This is a genomic window from Acetitomaculum ruminis DSM 5522 (genome assembly GCF_900112085.1).
GTDB classification, from domain to species: Bacteria; Bacillota; Clostridia; order Lachnospirales; family Lachnospiraceae; genus Acetitomaculum; species Acetitomaculum ruminis.
The window spans coordinates 214,133-232,052 of sequence record NZ_FOJY01000002.1 but is presented as its reverse complement, the minus strand read 5'-3'; the positions used below and the strand labels follow the sequence as shown (position 1 = coordinate 232,052).

16 protein-coding genes and 1 other RNA gene are annotated in these 17,920 nt (G+C 33.2%); 16 read left to right on the top strand and 1 reads right to left on the bottom strand.

The window, feature by feature from the left end:
• Nucleotides 1-125: 125 nt before the first annotated feature.
• From BM153_RS02205 to BM153_RS02170, 8 genes are all read left to right on the top strand, one after another.
• On the top strand, nt 126-2,213 hold the full coding sequence (locus BM153_RS02205) for an elongation factor G (protein ID WP_092870307.1): 2,088 nt from the start codon (nt 126-128) through the stop codon (nt 2,211-2,213).
• Between the two features lie 177 nt (nt 2,214-2,390).
• Entirely contained in the window at nt 2,391-2,708 is a 318-nt protein-coding gene (locus tag BM153_RS02200) for a hypothetical protein (RefSeq protein ID WP_092870305.1), read from the top strand.
• 33 nt (nt 2,709-2,741) lie between these two features.
• On the top strand, nt 2,742-3,287 hold the full coding sequence (locus tag BM153_RS02195; RefSeq protein WP_092870303.1) for a GNAT family N-acetyltransferase: 546 nt from the start codon (nt 2,742-2,744) through the stop codon (nt 3,285-3,287).
• A gap of 129 nt (nt 3,288-3,416) precedes the next feature.
• Nucleotides 3,417-3,824 carry a stage II sporulation protein M gene (locus BM153_RS02190; RefSeq protein ID WP_092870301.1) on the top strand — a complete coding sequence of 136 codons (408 nt, stop codon included), beginning with the start codon at nt 3,417-3,419 and terminating at the stop codon, nt 3,822-3,824.
• Between the two features lie 1,476 nt (nt 3,825-5,300).
• Entirely contained in the window at nt 5,301-5,405 is a 105-nt protein-coding gene (locus BM153_RS14245; protein WP_092870299.1) for a hypothetical protein, read from the top strand.
• Nucleotides 5,406-5,560: 155 nt separating this feature from the next.
• On the top strand, nt 5,561-6,028 hold the full coding sequence (locus tag BM153_RS02180) for a Fur family transcriptional regulator (RefSeq protein WP_092870297.1): 468 nt from the start codon (nt 5,561-5,563) through the stop codon (nt 6,026-6,028).
• Between the two features lie 150 nt (nt 6,029-6,178).
• Nucleotides 6,179-6,475 carry a DUF6110 family protein gene (locus BM153_RS02175; RefSeq protein WP_092870295.1) on the top strand — a complete coding sequence of 99 codons (297 nt, stop codon included), beginning with the start codon at nt 6,179-6,181 and terminating at the stop codon, nt 6,473-6,475.
• A gap of 111 nt (nt 6,476-6,586) precedes the next feature.
• Nucleotides 6,587-8,665 (top strand): heavy metal translocating P-type ATPase, encoded by a 2,079-nt coding sequence (locus BM153_RS02170; protein WP_092870369.1) that lies wholly within the window; start codon nt 6,587-6,589, stop codon nt 8,663-8,665.
• Nucleotides 8,666-8,728: 63 nt separating this feature from the next.
• Here BM153_RS02170 and BM153_RS02165 read toward each other — a convergent pair whose 3' ends face one another.
• Nucleotides 8,729-9,664 carry a ketopantoate reductase family protein gene (locus BM153_RS02165; RefSeq protein ID WP_092870292.1) on the bottom strand — a complete coding sequence of 312 codons (936 nt, stop codon included), beginning with the start codon at nt 9,662-9,664 and terminating at the stop codon, nt 8,729-8,731.
• A 168-nt stretch (nt 9,665-9,832) separates the two neighbouring features.
• Between BM153_RS02165 and BM153_RS02160 the strand changes: the two genes are divergently transcribed.
• The 8 genes from BM153_RS02160 to BM153_RS02125 all read left to right on the top strand — a co-directional run bounded on the left by BM153_RS02160 (nt 9,833) and on the right by BM153_RS02125 (nt 17,920).
• Nucleotides 9,833-10,879 carry an HD-GYP domain-containing protein gene (locus tag BM153_RS02160; protein ID WP_092870290.1) on the top strand — a complete coding sequence of 349 codons (1,047 nt, stop codon included), beginning with the start codon at nt 9,833-9,835 and terminating at the stop codon, nt 10,877-10,879.
• A gap of 58 nt (nt 10,880-10,937) precedes the next feature.
• Nucleotides 10,938-11,945, top strand: coding sequence for a deoxyguanosinetriphosphate triphosphohydrolase (locus BM153_RS02155; protein WP_092870288.1), 1,008 nt, complete (start codon nt 10,938-10,940; stop codon nt 11,943-11,945).
• A 135-nt stretch (nt 11,946-12,080) separates the two neighbouring features.
• Entirely contained in the window at nt 12,081-13,847 is a 1,767-nt protein-coding gene (gene dnaG / locus BM153_RS02150) for a DNA primase (protein WP_092870286.1), read from the top strand.
• Between the two features lie 73 nt (nt 13,848-13,920).
• The gene (gene rpoD / locus BM153_RS02145; RefSeq protein WP_092870284.1) at nt 13,921-15,036 is read left to right on the top strand and encodes an RNA polymerase sigma factor RpoD; all 1,116 of its coding nucleotides are present in this window, start codon (nt 13,921-13,923) and stop codon (nt 15,034-15,036) included.
• 10 nt (nt 15,037-15,046) lie between these two features.
• Nucleotides 15,047-15,745 carry a tRNA (adenine(22)-N(1))-methyltransferase gene (locus BM153_RS02140; protein ID WP_092870282.1) on the top strand — a complete coding sequence of 233 codons (699 nt, stop codon included), beginning with the start codon at nt 15,047-15,049 and terminating at the stop codon, nt 15,743-15,745.
• Between the two features lie 30 nt (nt 15,746-15,775).
• The gene (locus BM153_RS02135; protein WP_092870280.1) at nt 15,776-16,555 is read left to right on the top strand and encodes a Nif3-like dinuclear metal center hexameric protein; all 780 of its coding nucleotides are present in this window, start codon (nt 15,776-15,778) and stop codon (nt 16,553-16,555) included.
• A gap of 49 nt (nt 16,556-16,604) precedes the next feature.
• Nucleotides 16,605-16,935: RNase P RNA component class A (gene rnpB / locus BM153_RS02130), an RNA gene on the top strand.
• Nucleotides 16,936-17,188: 253 nt separating this feature from the next.
• Nucleotides 17,189-17,920, top strand: coding sequence for a pseudouridine synthase (locus BM153_RS02125; protein WP_092870278.1), 732 nt, complete (start codon nt 17,189-17,191; stop codon nt 17,918-17,920).

Genomic DNA, 17,920 nt, shown 5'->3' with positions numbered 1-17,920 from the left:
CGATATAACAACTCTTTTTCAGTTAATTTTATAAAAATATGCTAAATTTTACAAAAAAAGCTATACATATTGCGAAATATTTGTAATAATTATATATAGCAATACTTGAAGGGAGGAGTCATATTATGAACGTTTTTACAACCGATAAGATTAGAAACGTAGTCTTACTTGGGAATAGCGGTGCCGGCAAAACCAGCCTTGTAGAATCAGTTGCCTATTTATCAGGCATGATAAGTAAGGCCGGCACTGTAGAAGCTGGAAATACTGTTTCTGATTATGACAAATTAGAAATCAGCAATCAATTTTCAATTAACACATCTGTAATTCCCATTATCTGGAATGATACCAAAGTGAATTTTTTGGATACTCCGGGGTATTCCGAATTTGTTGGAGAAGTGGAAGAGGCAGTTTCTGTCGCAGATGCCGCTATTATTGTTATTTCCGGTAAAAACGGGGTTGAAATCGGAACGAAAAAAGCATGGGAAACATGTGAAAGATTTCATTTACCACGAATGTTTTTTGTTACGGGAATGGATAATGATAAGGCAAGCTACCGGGAAATTGTGGAAGAGCTACAGGATTTGTATGGTAAAAAGATAGCTCCTTTTCATTTCCCTATTCGTAAAGATGAAGAATTTATCGGATATGTCAATGTCATTCAGCAAATCGGCAAACAATGGAAAGCAGATGGAAGTGTAGAACATGTTCCTGTTCCGGACTATTCCACTGAATATCTTGAAAAATATCGTGAATTATTGATGGAATCCGTAGCTGAGACATCAGATGAATTTATGGACAGATATTTTGGTGGTGAAGAATTTTCTGAAAATGAAATTCGCCAGGCATTAAGAGCGAATGTCTCCTCTTGTGATATTGTGCCGGTAATGATGGGATCAAATTTAACTCACCGTGGCATGTATACCATGATGTATGATATTTTAAAATATCTTCCATCGCCGGAAGACAGAGAGATTTCCGGAATTAATGCCGATACCAACGAAGTTTACGAGGCAAATTTTGATTTTTCAAAGCCAAAAAGTGCATATTGCTTTAAAACAATAGTGGATCCATTTGTTGGAAAATATTCTCTGATTAAGGTAAATTCAGGAGTACTGAAAACAGATGATGTTCTCTATAATAAACATAAAGAAATCGAAGAAAAAATAGGAAAGCTTTATGTTCTTACAGGAAATAAAGCTGAGGAAGTTTCAGAGTTACACGCTGGCGATATAGGGGCCTTGTCTAAATTAAATAATCTGGCGACAACAGATTCTTTATCTACTAAAAAGAATCCAATATTATATCTTAGAGCGCCGATTTCAAAACCATATACTGCAAAAAGATATAAAACCCTGGCAAAAAAAGACGAAGACAAAGTTGCACAGGCTCTTGCCAGATTATGTGCAGAAGATTTAACCGTAAAATTGGTAAACGATACTGCCAATAGTCAATCTCTTATCTATGGAATAGGGGACAGACATATAGATATAATAATTGAAAAATTAAAGGAACGCTATAAAGTTGAGGTAGAATTAAGCAAGCCTAAGATTCCGTTTAGGGAAACAATTCTTGGAAGTTCCGATGTTGAATACAAATATAAAAAACAAACAGGTGGACATGGACAGTATGGACATGTTAAAATGCGTTTTTCGCCGGATGAAAACCAGGAAATCAGCTACAATTTCACAGAGTGTGTTGTAGGTGGAGCGGTCCCTAAAAATTATTTCCCTGCTGTAGATAAGGGACTTGCCGAGGCTGTTTTAGCGGGCCCGTTGGCAGGTTATCCTGTTATGGGTATTCATGCAGAGCTTTATGATGGCTCCTATCATGCTGTAGACTCATCGGAAGTTGCATTTAAAACAGCAGCAAGAGAGGCGTTTAAGAAGGGAATAATGGAGGCAAAACCGATTCTTCTTGAACCAATTGAAAGCTTAAGAATTGAAGTGCCAGATTCCTATACCGGAGCAGTTATCAGTGATTTAAACAAGCGCCGTGGAAGGGTACTTGGTATGAATCCTACAGATTTTCAAAAAACGGAAGTTATGGCAGAGGTTTCACTGGCAGAACTGTACGGATATGACGCAAATCTTCGTTCAATGACCAGTGGTGCTGGAACATTTTCCTATGAGTTAGCTCGTTATGAGCAGGTTCCTCCAGATGTACAGGCTAAAGAAGTTGAAAGAAGAGCTAAACATCGTGAAGAAGAAGATTAGAATAATGTTGGTAATTATAAGATTATAGATAAATTAAGAAAACCAGGTCTTGTTTTTCCAGGATCTGGTTTCTTTTTGGTTGAATTGTAAATACAATTTGGTTATAATAATGTGAAATATTGAAACTGAGTTAAAAATAAAGATTTAATAATGATATTTTACAAATTGGAGGAAAAAATGATTTTTGGATTTATTATATGGACTATTGTGAGTTTAATATTTTTAGGAATAGCTTTTGTAAGTTGGAAAGCAAAAGAACCTGTAGGATTTTTTACCGGGGTAGAGGCACCGGAAGTTATAGATACCGTTAAATACAATCATTCAGTTGCTATTTTATGGTTAATTTACGGAGTATTATTGGAATTATTAGGGCTCCCTCTGCTTTTTTTAAAACAAAATTCAGCGGGCTTCGTTTTTTCAATTATAGGTGTAGTTTTGCTATGCTTACTTTTGGTGGTTGCTTATCTTAAAATAGCGAATAAATATAAAAAATAAGAAAAATAATAATTGAACCGGAGAAAAATAATTATGCGATACAAAGAAAATATAGTTTTAAAAAATGGAAAAGAAGCCATATTAAGAAACGGTGAAGCAAAAGATGGAAGTGATGTTTACGAAAATTTTAATCTTACACATGGTGAAACAGACTTTCTTTTAAGCTATCCTGATGAGAATAGCTTTAATCCCAAAGAGGAGGCAGATTTTCTTGAAGAAAAAACAAACTCTTCAAATGAGATAGAAATTATTGCAATTATAGATGGAAAAATTGCCGGTACGGCAGGTATTGAGGCTGTAGGGAAAAAATACAAGATAAAACACAGGGCAGAATTTGGAATAAGCATCCTAAAAGAGTTTTGGGGAATTGGTCTTGGAAAAGCTTTGGCAAATGCCTGTATCAAGTGCGCCAAAGAGGCAGGATATGAGCAGTTAGAACTAAATCTTGTAGCAGATAACAAAAGGGCTCTTTTTTTGTACGAAAGCCTTGGTTTTAAAGAATTTGGTCGAAATCCTAAGGGCTTTAATTCAAGAATAAGCGGCTTTCAGGAAGTGATTTATATGTTGTTGGAATTGTAGAGGAAGCGTTAATTAAAAGTACTTGGGACACAGAAGTGTTATATGAAATAATGGAATAAATTTTATATTATTATTTGCGAACTTCTTATAAAGAAATTTTTGCGATGATTGTTCTTTAGAAAACAACTAATGCCTTTTGTGATACAAAGCAATTTATCAGACTTTGAGATGCAAAAAGTTTATTTTCTTAAAATATTTACTAATAATATTTTAGTGTGTGTTTTTGCAATATCTGGATTATTTTTGTTTAGAATTCCAGCTTTTTTAGTATATTTAATAAATCCGTTAGTATTGGGGTTTATTTTGGCGCTTAATTGGGTATCAACAGGAGAATTAATTTACTTTTTATATATATTGTTGCCACATTCTGTTTTTGAAATTCCTGCAATTGTTATGTCGTGCTCTCTGGGAATGAAAGGAAAGCGTGATAGAAGGGAAATAAAACAGAAAATTTTTTTATTTGAGTTATTATTAATTACGATGTTGCTAATTATCGCAGCAATTATCGAAAGCACAGTGTCTATTGGCTTAACATGAGGGGGGAGAATATTTTGAAATATTTGGTATATGCCAAGTGGAATTTGTTTTGTATTCATAAAAGAAGATTTTTGAACACTTTTCTTGTAAAAAAATATGATCAGACAGTAATGAATGTTTTGTGGTGTATGTTTTGTATTTCGCAGTTTTTTATAAGTTATTTTATAACTAATCATATACTTGGTATTTCAAATATAGATTTTCTTATTTACGATTTTAGTCCCAGAAAAATATTTGGCGATGTAAAATTAATGAAAGCAGTTTTGTTGATTTTAGTTTTCATAACATCCCTTGTGATATCCATCAACACTTGTGATTTGGTATTATCCGACAGGGATGAAGAGTGCCTTAGTGCCAACTATGATTTAGACTTCAACAAACTGAAAATAATAAACATTATTAATTATGTTATTTATAATTCAAAAGAAATGCTTATATTTTTACTTCCGGTAATTCTTGCATTTTTAAAAAGTTATGGACAAATAAGCAGTACTAGTATATTCGAAACAGTTCTTTTATTGTTTTTGATATTAGAAATAAGAACAGTAACAACAATTGTTTTATGCATATATAAATTGTCAAAAGATTCTAAAAATACATTTTTGAAAACGATATTATTAATGATTAGAAATGCCATATTCTTTTTTGTGGCATTATTTTTAGGAAAGTATTTTTCAGTATGGTTTGACAGATTTCCTATTATATCTCAAAAGGTGGATGAGAATGTAGTTGAAGTCTGGTTTAATGATGGGGCTAATTTATTTTTAAATCTATTTAAGGGGTTTCAAGATATAATAGATATCAACAGTCAGCTTTTTGCAAAGTTGATAATACTATTGATTTCATTGTTTTCGCTATTTCTTTTAATATCAATAAAAACTTTCATGTTTTCAAAAACAAAAACAGAATATCAAAAATCCTGTTTATCAAAACCCGTGGAGATATTATGTAAAAGAGATTTATATTTAAAAACCATACTTTTAAATCAAAACAGAATTTATGGTTTGGGATATCTTTTAGAAAGTGTTGCATTTTGGACAATAATTGGATTATTTTCTGGTTTTATGACGGATATAGTAAATACAAAGATGATATATTTTTTTGGAACATCTTGTTCAATTTACGTTACAGTATTTTTGGCTTATTCGAATTATAGTAAAAATATTAATATTTTTGCATTAGACGGAGAGGGCAAAAAAGTTAGCTTCTGGCTGGACAGAATGCCATTATTGTTTAGAAAAAAACTAAAAATATGGTGTATAAACATGCTTGTTTGTACACTGGTAGAATATTCGGTGCTAATACTAATTGTTTCCAGGTGGGAAATACTATTATTTTGCATTATTCAGTTTTTATATTCTTTGCTTTTGTTCTTTTTCCTTAGTTTTCCGAGTATTTTATGTCCATATTATGGATATTCAAACATAAGAGAGTACAGGTCTACCTTATTGTGCAGGGTATGCCCTTGGTTATTATTTGATAAAATATTATTTGGAAAAAACGAAAATGGCAATAGAAAAAGCTACAGTTTTACCGGCAGATGAGATATTAAACGAGGTATCCGAATTTTGGAGTTTATGAAAAATTTATTTTTTTAATATTTATATTGACATTTGCCTATGGTTAGCATATACTAACCATAGGTTTATGATTGATTTTATCAAAAAGGGTCTTTCAAAGAGCCTTTTTATTTGACAAAGGGTTAGAGTTACCTAACTATAGATGGGAGGATAAGAATGGAAAAAAGAAAGCAAAAAGAAACGTGTGAAGATATGTTTTCCTTAAGTTATGATATTACAAAGGATAAGAAAAATCAGATAATTGAACAGCTGAAAGGAAAAGGTTTTAGAATTACAAAACAAAGACTTATGTTGCTGGATGTTATTTTAGGTGCTGATTATTCCTGTTGTAAAGAAATATATTATAGAGCCAGCAAGCTAGATAGCAGTATTGGTACGGCTACAGTTTACAGAATGTTAAATATTCTTGAAGAAATAGGAGCAATTAACCGAAAGAATATGTATAAGATTTCTGTTTCTCAGGAGCTAAGTTTTGATAATAATTTTCTTATCAGATTTGATGACAGCACTGAAATGAAATTATCGGGTACTGAGTTGGAAAAACTTATTGAATATGGTCTTTCTTCAAACGGAACCTATGGAAAGAAGATATATAAGGTTTTTTCCTCAAACCTGATTAAATAAAACAGATTATATTAAAAAATATAATAAACAATGTAATAATCAATAATTTTGTGATATTGTATATTAGGTATGTGAAAATCGTGAAAGCATTTTAATACTTAAAGATATATTTTTTATAAACTATTAATAATAAAGTTTAGGAGGATTGTAATGTTTAATTGGGTTGAAAAAATTGATGCAAAAAAATGTGGTATTTTTGCGGCAGGTGTTGCTTTTGGTTCAGCAGGTTTTAAGCTTTTAGGCAGTAAGGATGCTAAGAGATTTTATGCAGGATGCACAGCAGCAGTTTTAAGAGCTAAGAAATTTGTCATGAAAACAGCTACAAATATTCAGGAAAACGCAGAAGATATATATGCTGAAGCTCAACAAATAAACGAAGAACTGGCAGAAGAAGAATTTGAGGAAGATTTTCCTGAAAAAGAGGAAGAAGAATCCTCAGATAATTAATAATAAATGTGCATGAACCTCCGAGAAAAGACTTATATCGGAGGTTTATTGTTATTTTTAAAAGATTTTTCTCATAAAATAGTGATTACAACTTTAGAAGAAGGAGACAGTATGAGATTTATTATTAAGCATGAAATTAAAAATCGTCTAAGGATAGAAATTGTACAAAAATCAATGACCTATCGACAGGCGGATACTTTGCAGTATTTTTTTGATCATCAAAATAATATAGTTTCTGCAAAAGTTAATAAAAATACAAATCATTGTATTATAAATTATACAGGAGACAGGGAGCTTCTTATTAAGATGCTTAAAGAGTTTTCCTATGATAGCGTTGAAGTATCTGAGACATACCTTTCTACTTCAGGCAGGGAAACCTATGAAGTTTATAAGGAAAAACTTATAATGAATATCTTTTGGCGTATGGTAAACAAGGTGTTCATGCCTCTAAGCTTCAAGGAAATATATGCTGTGCTTAAGTCAGTAAAACATATTTTAAAAGGCTTAAATGCTATAAGAAACAGAAAAATGGAAGTATCAATACTTGATGCGGTGGTTATACTTGTTTCACTAATAAGAAATGACATAAATACTGCAACTTCCGTAATGTTCCTGCTTGACATAGGTGAAATCCTTGAAGAATGGACCCACAAGAAATCCGTAGATGATCTGGCTAGAAGCATGTCACTAAATGTAGATAAGGTTTGGCTTGTAAATGATGGAAACAAGTTGTTGGTACCGGCAGAAAGTATAAAAGAGGGAGACCTTGTAAAAGTTCATATGGGTAATGTTATTCCATTTGATGGACAGATAGCAGATGGTGATGCCATGGTTAATCAGGCCAGTCTGACAGGAGAATCCATGCCGGTAAGAAAAACTCTTGACGGCTATGCATATGCAGGAACTGTCGTGGAAGAAGGTGAAATAACCATAAGAGTCAATGAAACAAACGGCTCAAGCAAATATGATAAGATTGTTACAATGATTGAAGAGTCAGAAAAATTGAAATCTTCAATTGAGGGAAGGGCAGGACACTTGGCAGATAAACTGGTTCCGTTTACCTTTGTGGGAACAGGTTTGGTTTATTTGTTTACGAGGAACATTACCAAGGCATTGTCCGTTTTAATGGTGGATTTCTCCTGTGCTTTAAAATTATCAATTCCTATTACTGTTTTATCAGCCATTCGCGAGGCCAGCGAATATAGCATTACTGTTAAAGGTGGAAAATACTTAGAGGCAATCGCAGATGCCAAGACCATAGTATTTGATAAAACAGGAACTTTGACAAAAGCCGAGCCTACCGTTACAAAGGTTGTGGCCTTTAATGGTTATAATGAAGATGAAATGCTTAGACTTGCAGCCTGCTTAGAAGAACATTTTCCACATTCTATGGCAAAGGCAGTTGTAAATGCAGCAAAAGAGAAAAGCCTTGTGCATGAGGAAATGCATTCAAGGGTTGAATATATAGTTGCTCACGGCATAGTATCAAAAGTTGATAATAAAAAAGTTCTTATAGGAAGTTATCATTTTGTATTTGAAGATGAAAAATGCGTAATTCCTGAAGAATATATGGAAAAATTCAAAACATTACCGGAAGAGTATTCGAGACTATATCTTGCAATAGACGGAAAACTGGCAGCAGTGGTTTGCATTGAGGACCCTGTCAGAGACGAAGCTAAAGAAGTAATAGAATCTTTAAGACAAAAAGGTATTGAAAAGTGCGTTATGATGACAGGAGACAGCAAAAACATTGCTAAGGTAATTGCAAAAAACATTGGTCTTGATGAATATTATGCTGAGGTATTACCGGAAAACAAGGCTTTATTTGTCGAAAAAGAAAAAGAATCCGGTAAAAAAGTTATAATGATAGGTGATGGCATTAATGATTCTCCTGCATTGTCGGTAGCAGATGCCGGGATAGCCATTTGTGATGGAGCTGAAATAGCAAAAGAAATCGCAGATGTAACCATTGGAGCAGAAAATCTTATGGAAATAGTTATATTAAAGAGAATCAGCGATGCACTTATGAAAAAAATAGATAGAAATTACAGATTTATCCTTGTATTTAATTCAGGACTTATAGGTCTGGGTGTTTTAGGAATCATAGCTCCGGCTAGCGCAGCCTTATTGCACAATGTTTCAACAATCCTAATCAGTTTAAACGGCATGAAAAACCTTTTGCCGGCCTAAATAAATAATAATTTGAAGAAAAATTGCCTGTATCCGATGAGTGCGATACAGGCAATTCATATATTATAAAATTCCGGAATTTTTCTCTTCAAAAGCTTTAATTATATGGTAGGCCATTTCATTGTATGGAGTGGAAACCTTCAGTTTTTTACCCAGTTTCAAAATTGCCCCGGCATATAATTCTACGTCAGTATTGCGATGATTGTCTAAATCCTGTAAAGTAAGTGGTCTGTTATCATAATTTGAAACCTTCGATAACTCTGTTTCTATGTCAGCTAAATCCTTTTTGTTAATATTCACATTCAGAGCCTGGGCGATTAAAAGAGTTTCCTGCATAATATTTTTCCTGATAAAGTTTGCGTGGGAGCTTCTTGAAATTGCACCTGTAGAAACCCCTACCACAGCACCTGTCATACTGCTGCCTATGGTTTCTATAAATTTTTTCCAGATTCCGTGTTTCATATCCCTGTCTATTTTATATTTAATATGACATTTATCAAAAAGTTTCTTAACTAAAAGTACTTTTTCTGAGTAACTTTCGTTGATTTCCTCACCAAAATGTACCATACTTTTTGATGGGTCAAAATCATAATGTCCATTTTTTATGTTTACAAACATGTCCATATAGGAATATAATAAATGTTCGAAGCCATAGACATTCCCCACTCGTTCTTCGATGTCGACTCCGTTTAAAGCAGGGAGTATTATGGTTTCAGGTCCTATAATGTTTGCTATTTCTTTTAAAGCGACAGTGAAATTAGTACCTCTAACTGCGATGATAACCAAATCAGCATAGAAAGATTTATCCTCCGGAGTGATGATAGGGAATTTATAAGTAAGACCGTTTATCATTAATCCGTGATTTTCTATGCGTTCTTTTTTTTGACCACTGGACAATACATAAAATTCTCCCTCATCCATCCAGTTATATAATCTGGGAGAAAAATAGGATCCAATGGTTCCGGCACCAACTAGTACAACTTTTTTTATTTCAGTCATATTTTAGCCTCCAAATGAATATGTTTCTATATCTTCTCAAGTTATATGAGATATATCGGCTAGAAATATATATATTTAATAAAAATTATAACGGCAGTTTTTATTAAAAGCAGATTTAATATATCCGAAATAACATTTGGCGGCTCAGGGAAAGGTAAGATTTTATTAATGAGATTTGTTAAATTAAATGAATTGAAACCGGGCATGCTTTCGGCGAAAAACATTTATAATGAAAATGGAGTATGCCTCTTATCTGTGAATAAGCCCATTACGGTATTTATTATTAAGCAGATAAGAAATATGGGATATAACGGTCTTTATATCCATGATGAAAACTCGGCATTTGAAGAATTTGATGAGATTATTTCTGAACAGGACAGACAGGAGCTGGTTAAAAATCTTGACAGCCTTAATGTTGATAAGATTTTGGAACTGACCAATAAACTGGTGGATGCTATGTTGGAATCCTCTTCATTTTGTCTTGAATTTAATGACCTTCGTTCTTATCATAATCAGACTTATCAACATAGCATAAATGTAGCGGCATATTCTATAGCCTGTGCCATCAGTATGGGGTATAATATAGCCGAAATAAGAAATGTTGGGGCAGCAGCTATGCTTCATGATATAGGTAAAAGAGGCATAAGTCTTGATATTTTGGATAAACCTGCAAAACTTACACCGGAAGAAAGGGCGATTATTGAAAAACATCCTAAAATCGGTTATGAGATGTTAAAAGATAATGAACTTATACCTGCCGTTGTAAGAGTATCTATACTTCATCATCACGAAAATGAAGACGGTTCAGGATATCCGGGACATTATAAAGGTGATAAGATTTTCAAATTTGCCAAAATTATTCATGTTGCGGATGTATATGATGCTTTGGTATCAAAAAGAGCATACAAAGACGATTATGACCCTGCTGAGGCCATAGAATACTTAATGGGAAATTGCGGGAATATGTTTGATTTGGATGTTGTTAATGTTTTCCTTAAAAATGTAGTTGTATATCCGGTGGGAACTGAAGTAATACTTTCAAACGGTCAGGAAGCCAGAGTTGTTAAAAATCGCAGTCTCAATGCTTTAAGACCTGTTCTTTTGGGAAGTGATGGAAATACAATCGATTTGGGAAATGATCCAAATTATCTTTCTGTTACAATTATTGGAACAAAGAATGACTATAAAGTTGAAAAAAGATATAAAGAAGTATAAATAAAAAAAGGATTTTTTGGCTTTACTGTCGAATTATATAAATATAGGGAGGGAGTTTATGACAATCAGAGAAAGTTTGGAAAACTGGGAAGAAGAACATTTAAGCCCCTATGCATCCTTGAGTAAAAATTCAAGGGGAAGAGACAGAGAAGAGGAAGAATGTGATATTCGACCTGCATACCAAAGAGACAGAGATAGAATATTACATTCTAAAGCTTTTAGAAGACTTAATAATAAAACCCAGGTTTTTTTATCTCCTAAAGGGGATCATTACAGAACCAGACTTACTCATACATTGGAGGTTTCACAAATTGCCAGGACTATTTCCAAGGCATTGAGACTTAATGAAGACCTTACGGAAGCCATTGCTTTGGGACATGATTTAGGACATACTCCTTTTGGACATTGTGGTGAAAGCGTCTTAAATGAGATTTGTAAAGATGGTTTTAAGCACAACGAACAAAGTGTGCGTATAGTTGAAAAGATTGAAAAAAGTGGTAAGGGGCTGAATCTTACAAAAGAAGTCAGAGACGGCATTTTGAATCACCAGATATCCTCTATGCCTTCAACCCTTGAAGGCATGGTAGTTAGGCTTTCTGACAAAATCGCATATGTTAATCATGATATTGACGATGCCATAAGAGCCAGAGTTATTTCAGAAGACGATATTCCAAAAGAATATAAAGAAATACTGGGAAACAACTTTAAACAAAGGCTTGACACCATGATTCATAGTATAATAATCAACAGTCAGGATAAAAATGGCATATTTATACCGAAAGATGTGGAGTGGGCAATTTCAAATCTTAGGAAGTTTATGTTTGAAAATGTCTATACAAACCCCATAGCTAAAATAGAAGAACCAAAAGCAGTAAATATGCTTCACAAACTTTTTGAATTTTACCTTGAAAATGAAGGCTCTATGCCGGAACATTTTGAAAAACATGTTCTTAGGGGGATTGACAACAGGGAAAGGATAGTTTGTGACTACATTGCTGGTATGACAGACCAATATGCCATTAGTAAATTTGAAGATTTATTTGTTCCAAAATCCTGGAATTTATAAATGTTTAAAGATAAGTCATAAATGGGATTAAAATTGTTTGTAACAGGTTAAACAGGAGGGGTGTAATACATTTAGAAATTTAATTAGCAAAGAAATCATATAGGTTTACTTGACTGAAAATAAGGGAGATAAGAAATGGCTTATTATTCAGATGATTTTATTAATGAGGTATGTGCCAGAAATGATATAGTTGATGTTATTTCCCAGCATGTAAAACTGACAAAAAAAGGGAGTTCATATTTTGGATTATGTCCTTTTCACAATGAAAAAACAGGGTCATTTTCCGTTTCTCCCGCAAAACAGATGTATTATTGCTTTGGATGTGGTGCCGGAGGCAATATTATCAGTTTTGTAAAAGAATATGAAAATTATTCCTTCACTGAAGCTATGGAATATCTAGCTGAGCGAGTTGGAATGGAAGTGCCGAAAACGGATTACGATGGAAATCAAAAACGCCGTTCAAACTTAAGGGATAAATTGTTTGAGATAAACAAGGAAGCTGCCGGATATTTTTATGTAGCCCTTAGAAAGGGAAATGATTCGTCAGGAATGGAATACTTATCAAAGAGGAATCTTTCTGAGGATACCCTGAAAAAATTCGGACTTGGTTTTGCACCCAAAAACAGTAAAGAACTTTACAATTATCTTAAATCAAAATCCTATAGTGATGAAGATCTTTCAAAATCAGGATTATTTAATCATAGTGAAACAAATGGCTTTTATAACAAATTCTGGAACAGGGTCATTTTTCCTATAATGAATGTAAATAATAAAGTAATCGGTTTTGGAGGCAGAGTAATGGGACAGGGAGAACCTAAGTACTTAAATTCTCCCGAAACAGAAATATTTGATAAAAGCAGGAATCTATACGGTTTGAACATAGCCCGTACCAGCAGAAAAAATTATTTTATATTATGCGAAGGTTATATGGATGTTATATCTCTTCACCAGGCAGGTGTTGACAATGCTCTTGCTTCCCTGGGAACTGCATTTACATCCGGCCAGGCAGAACTCATTAAAAGATATAAAAAAGATGTATTAATATCTTATGATAATGATAATGCCGGAATCAAGGCCACAATTAGAGCTATTTCAATCCTTAGAAATGCCGGATTAAGTCCAAAGGTTATCAATCTGGCTCCATATAAGGATCCGGATGAATTTATAAAAGGTCTAGGTCTGGAGGAATTTGAAAACCGCATTCAAAATGCCAGAAATGGTTTCCTTTTTGAAATAGACCAATTAAAAAAAGAATATAATCTAGAAGATCCAGCAGAAAAAACTTTGTTTTACAATGAGATAGCAAAAAAGCTTGTGGGCTTTAGTGAAGAACTTGAAAGAAACAACTATATTGAGGCTGTAGCCAGGGAATTCATGATAGAATATGAAAGTCTCAGAAATCTGGTTAACCGATTAGGACTTTCATATGTGGAAAAAGAAAAGAAGTATGAAGATAAATCCCCAATAAATAAAGCAAATAAATCATCAGGAATTGAAGGTTCCCAAAAACTTTTGCTTACCTGGATAATAGAAAGTCGGGAAATATACGATAAGGTTAAAGAATACATTTTACCGGAGGATTTTACAAATCCGGTTTATGAAAAGGCTGCAACATTGTTATATAAGCAGTTGGATGAGGGAAAATGTTCACCATCCATAATAATTAATTATTTTGATGATGACCAACAAAAGGAAGTGGCAGCACTTTTTAATGCAAAAATTGATGCCATAGCCACAAGAGATGATTTTGAAAAAGCTTTAAATGAAACTGTTTACAAAATTAAAGAAAACAGTGTCAAACAAAGAAAAAAAGAAAACAAGAATTTACAGGAATTTGTGAATGCCAAGAAAATATTGGAGAAGTTGAAGAAAAACAGAATATCAATAAAAGATATAGGGTAATATTATAATAATACTATTATATTACAAATAGATGTTTTACTATCAAGGATATATGAGGGAAGGAAAGAAAGCAATGAATGAAGAAATGGAAAAATTCGATGAAAAATTAAAAGAACTTGTTTCTATTGCAAAAAAGAAAAAAAGTGTTCTTGAATATGATGAAATTAATGACCATTTTAAAGACTATGAACTAAGTACGGACCAAACTGAAAAAATTCTGGATTATCTTGAAACCAACGGCATTGATATTTTAAAAATGAGCGATGATGTTGATGAAGAAGATGATATAGATGATATAGATGATGATAAAGACGAGGAAGTGGATCTTTCCAAAATAGATCTTTCCGTTCCGGATGGAGTCAGCATTGAAGACCCCGTTAGAATGTATTTAAAAGAAATCGGAAAGGTACCCCTTTTAAGTGCAGAAGAAGAAATTGAACTTGCTAAAAGAATGGAAGAAGGAGACGAAGACGCCAAAAAGAGATTATCAGAAGCCAATCTTCGTCTTGTGGTAAGTATTGCAAAAAGATATGTTGGTAGGGGAATGCTTTTCCTTGACCTTATACAGGAGGGAAATTTAGGCCTTATAAAAGCTGTAGAAAAATTTGATTATAGAAAAGGTTACAAGTTTTCTACCTATGCTACCTGGTGGATAAGACAGGCCATTACCAGGGCAATAGCAGACCAGGCACGTACAATACGTATTCCGGTACATATGGTCGAAACCATTAATAAACTGGTTAGAGTTTCAAGACAGCTTTTACAGGAACTTGGAAGAGAACCATTACCGGAAGAAATTGCTAAAGAAATGAATATTCCTGAGGATAGAGTTAGGGAAATTCTTAAAATTTCTCAAGAACCGGTTTCTTTAGAAACACCTATAGGTGAAGAAGAAGATAGCCATTTGGGAGATTTTATCCAGGATGATAATGTTCCTGTTCCGGCAGAGGCTGCTACTTTTACCCTTTTAAAAGAACAGCTTAAAGAGGTATTAGATACCCTTACAGAAAGGGAACAAAAAGTATTAAAATTAAGATTTGGCTTAGAAGATGGAAGAGCCCGTACTCTTGAAGAAGTAGGTAGAGAGTTTAATGTTACAAGAGAGCGTATTAGACAGATTGAAGCCAAGGCCTTGAGAAAACTTCGTCATCCTAGCAGAAGTAGAAAACTTAAGGATTATTTAGACTAGGAATAAGTATATGAAATTATCATTAAGAATGAATATGTCTGCCTCTTTGATAAAAAGAGGCAGCATTTTAGCGGATATTGGAACAGATCATGCATATGTTCCAATATTTGTTGTTAAGGAAAATATATGTAATAAGGCTTATGCCATGGATATAAATAAGGGACCTCTTTTAAAGGCAAAAGAAAATATTCACAAATATTTACTTGATGAAAAAATAGAAACAAGGCTATCTAATGGTCTGGAAAAACTTTCAAAAGATGAAGCAGATTGTATTCTTATTGGTGGAATGGGCGGAGAATTAATAATATCTATATTGGAAAATGGCAAAGATGTTATAAATAATGGAATTGACAAGGAGATTATAATTCAGCCCCAGTCAGACTTAAAAGAGGTTAGAAGCTATCTTCTGAAAAACGGATATGAAATCATGGATGAAAAGGCATGTATTGATGAAGGCAAGTACTATTTTTCCATAAAATTTCGTCCAGATAAAAGAGATAATGCAGATAGTTATACCGAAGAAGAATTATCCTATGGTAAGATACTTCTGGATAAAAGAGATAATACTTTAAAAGAGTATTTGTTAAAAAATAAAAATAAATTTGAAAATATAAAAAGTAATTTATCTATTACAGAAAATTCGACCAGAATTAAGGAAATTAATAATGAGCTTGAGATTATAGAAAAAGCTCTTAAAAGGCTTGTTTAGAGAAACTGGTTTTATGTCAGGGGGATGAAAATGAAATGTTACAATGTAATTGAATTTATGAGAAAAATTGCGCCTGAAAGATATGCCTTTGATTGGGATAATCCGGGGCTTCAGTGTGGAAGAAGAGATAAGGATGTTGAAAGGGTATTTGTGGCAGTAGATGCTACAGAAAGGGTTATAAAAGAAGCTAAAAACTGTCAGGCTGATATGCTTATTACTCATCATCCTTTGATTTTTAAGGGAATCAATAATGTAAATTCCACTAATTTTATAGGTAGAAGACTATTAAACCTTATAGGCAGTGATATATCATACTATGCAATGCATACTAATTTTGACATTACCGTAATGGGAGAATATGCAGCAGATTATTTAAGACTAAGCCATAGAGATGTTTTGGAAGTGACTTTAGAAGAAAACGGAATAGAAAAAGGTATTGGGGTATGTGGACGACTACCCTTTGATATGACCTTGAGAGATTGCGGTGAGTATGTGAAAAACTGCTTCGGTCTAGATAGTGTAAAGATATTTGGAGACTTAAGCAGACATATCAGTTATGCAGCAGTCAGTCCTGGTTCAGGTAAGGGCATGAGTGATGTAGCTGTAAAAAAGGGTGTTGAAGTTTTAATTACAGGTGATATCGATCATCATGAAGGAATAGATGCCGTGGCCAAGGATTTATGTATTATTGATGCAGGCCATTATGGAATAGAATATATTTTTGTTTCATATATTACTGAATATCTTAGAAAAAATACAGATTTAGAGGTTCATGGAGAGGAATTTGTAAATCCTTTTAATATTATATAAAAAACCTATTGACAAAAGAACAATTGTTTGCTAAAATTTTGATACTAATTAAGTAGGACGGATAATCGCGGCTTTTAGCTGAGGAAAGTCCGGGCTTCATAGGGCAGGATGCCGGATAACATCCGGTGGAGGTGACTCCAAGGACAGTGCAACAGAAATATACCGCCTTATTATTAAGGTAAGGGTGGAAGGGCAGTGTAAGAGACTACCGCCTCATTGGTAACAATGAGGGCACATGTAAACCCCATCCGAAGCAAGACCAAAACAAAGATTAAGGGTTGCCCGCCCACTTTAGGTAGGTCGCTAGAGACAGCTGGCGACAGCTGTAGTAGATAGATGATTATCGATAACATAACCCGGCTTATAGTCCTGCTTAATTATTTCTATATATTTCTGATATGCCAAAAAATAATTTTGCATATTATCTTACTTAAAGGTATCTCCCAAATAAGATTCTTATAAATAAATATTGTTTTATCTGATATATTAGATAATAAAAAAATTAGAAATTTTTATTTTCAGTGAAAGATTTTATGTTAAATACCGGATTTTTTTGATTATAAGGGTTATTTATACCCGTATTTGATATTTTAACCTAAGTCAGTTGATATGTGATGGGAAAAAGGATAATTTATGGATGGAATAAGATTAAACAAATATATAAGTGAATCAGGATTTTGCTCTAGAAGACAGGCAGATGTGCTTATACAAGAAAGAAGAGTTACCATAAACGGAAGAGTAGCTGGAATAGGCGAAAAGGTAGGGACAGATGATGTGGTAGCAGTAGATGGTAAGGCTGTAAAAAAAGCTGCTAAAGAAATTTTACTGGCCTTTAATAAACCCAAAGGAGTGATTTGTACCTCTTCAGCTAAAGAACATCCTAATATTATTGAATATATTAATTATCCTGAAAGAATATACCCTATAGGCAGACTTGATAAAGATTCAGAGGGACTTATACTTCTTACAAATATGGGGGACATAGTAAATAAGATAATGAAATCCAGAAATTCCCACGAGAAAGAATATATTGTTACCCTCAACAAAAATTATGATGATGAATTTATTAAGAAAATGCAGGAAGGGGTTAGAATAAAGAAAATAGAAAAGGGCAGGGTAATAATGGATGAAGTAACAAAAAAATGTAAAGTTAAAAAGATAAATGCTAATACTTTTTCCATAATACTTACTCAAGGACTTAACAGACAAATAAGAAGAATGTGTGAAAGTCTGGGATTTAAAGTGGTTAAATTAAAAAGAATAAGGATTATGAATATTGAGTTGAAAAACCTGAAAAAAGGTCAATACAGGAATCTTACCGACATAGAATGGAATACACTTAAAAAACTTATAAAAAAAGATTAG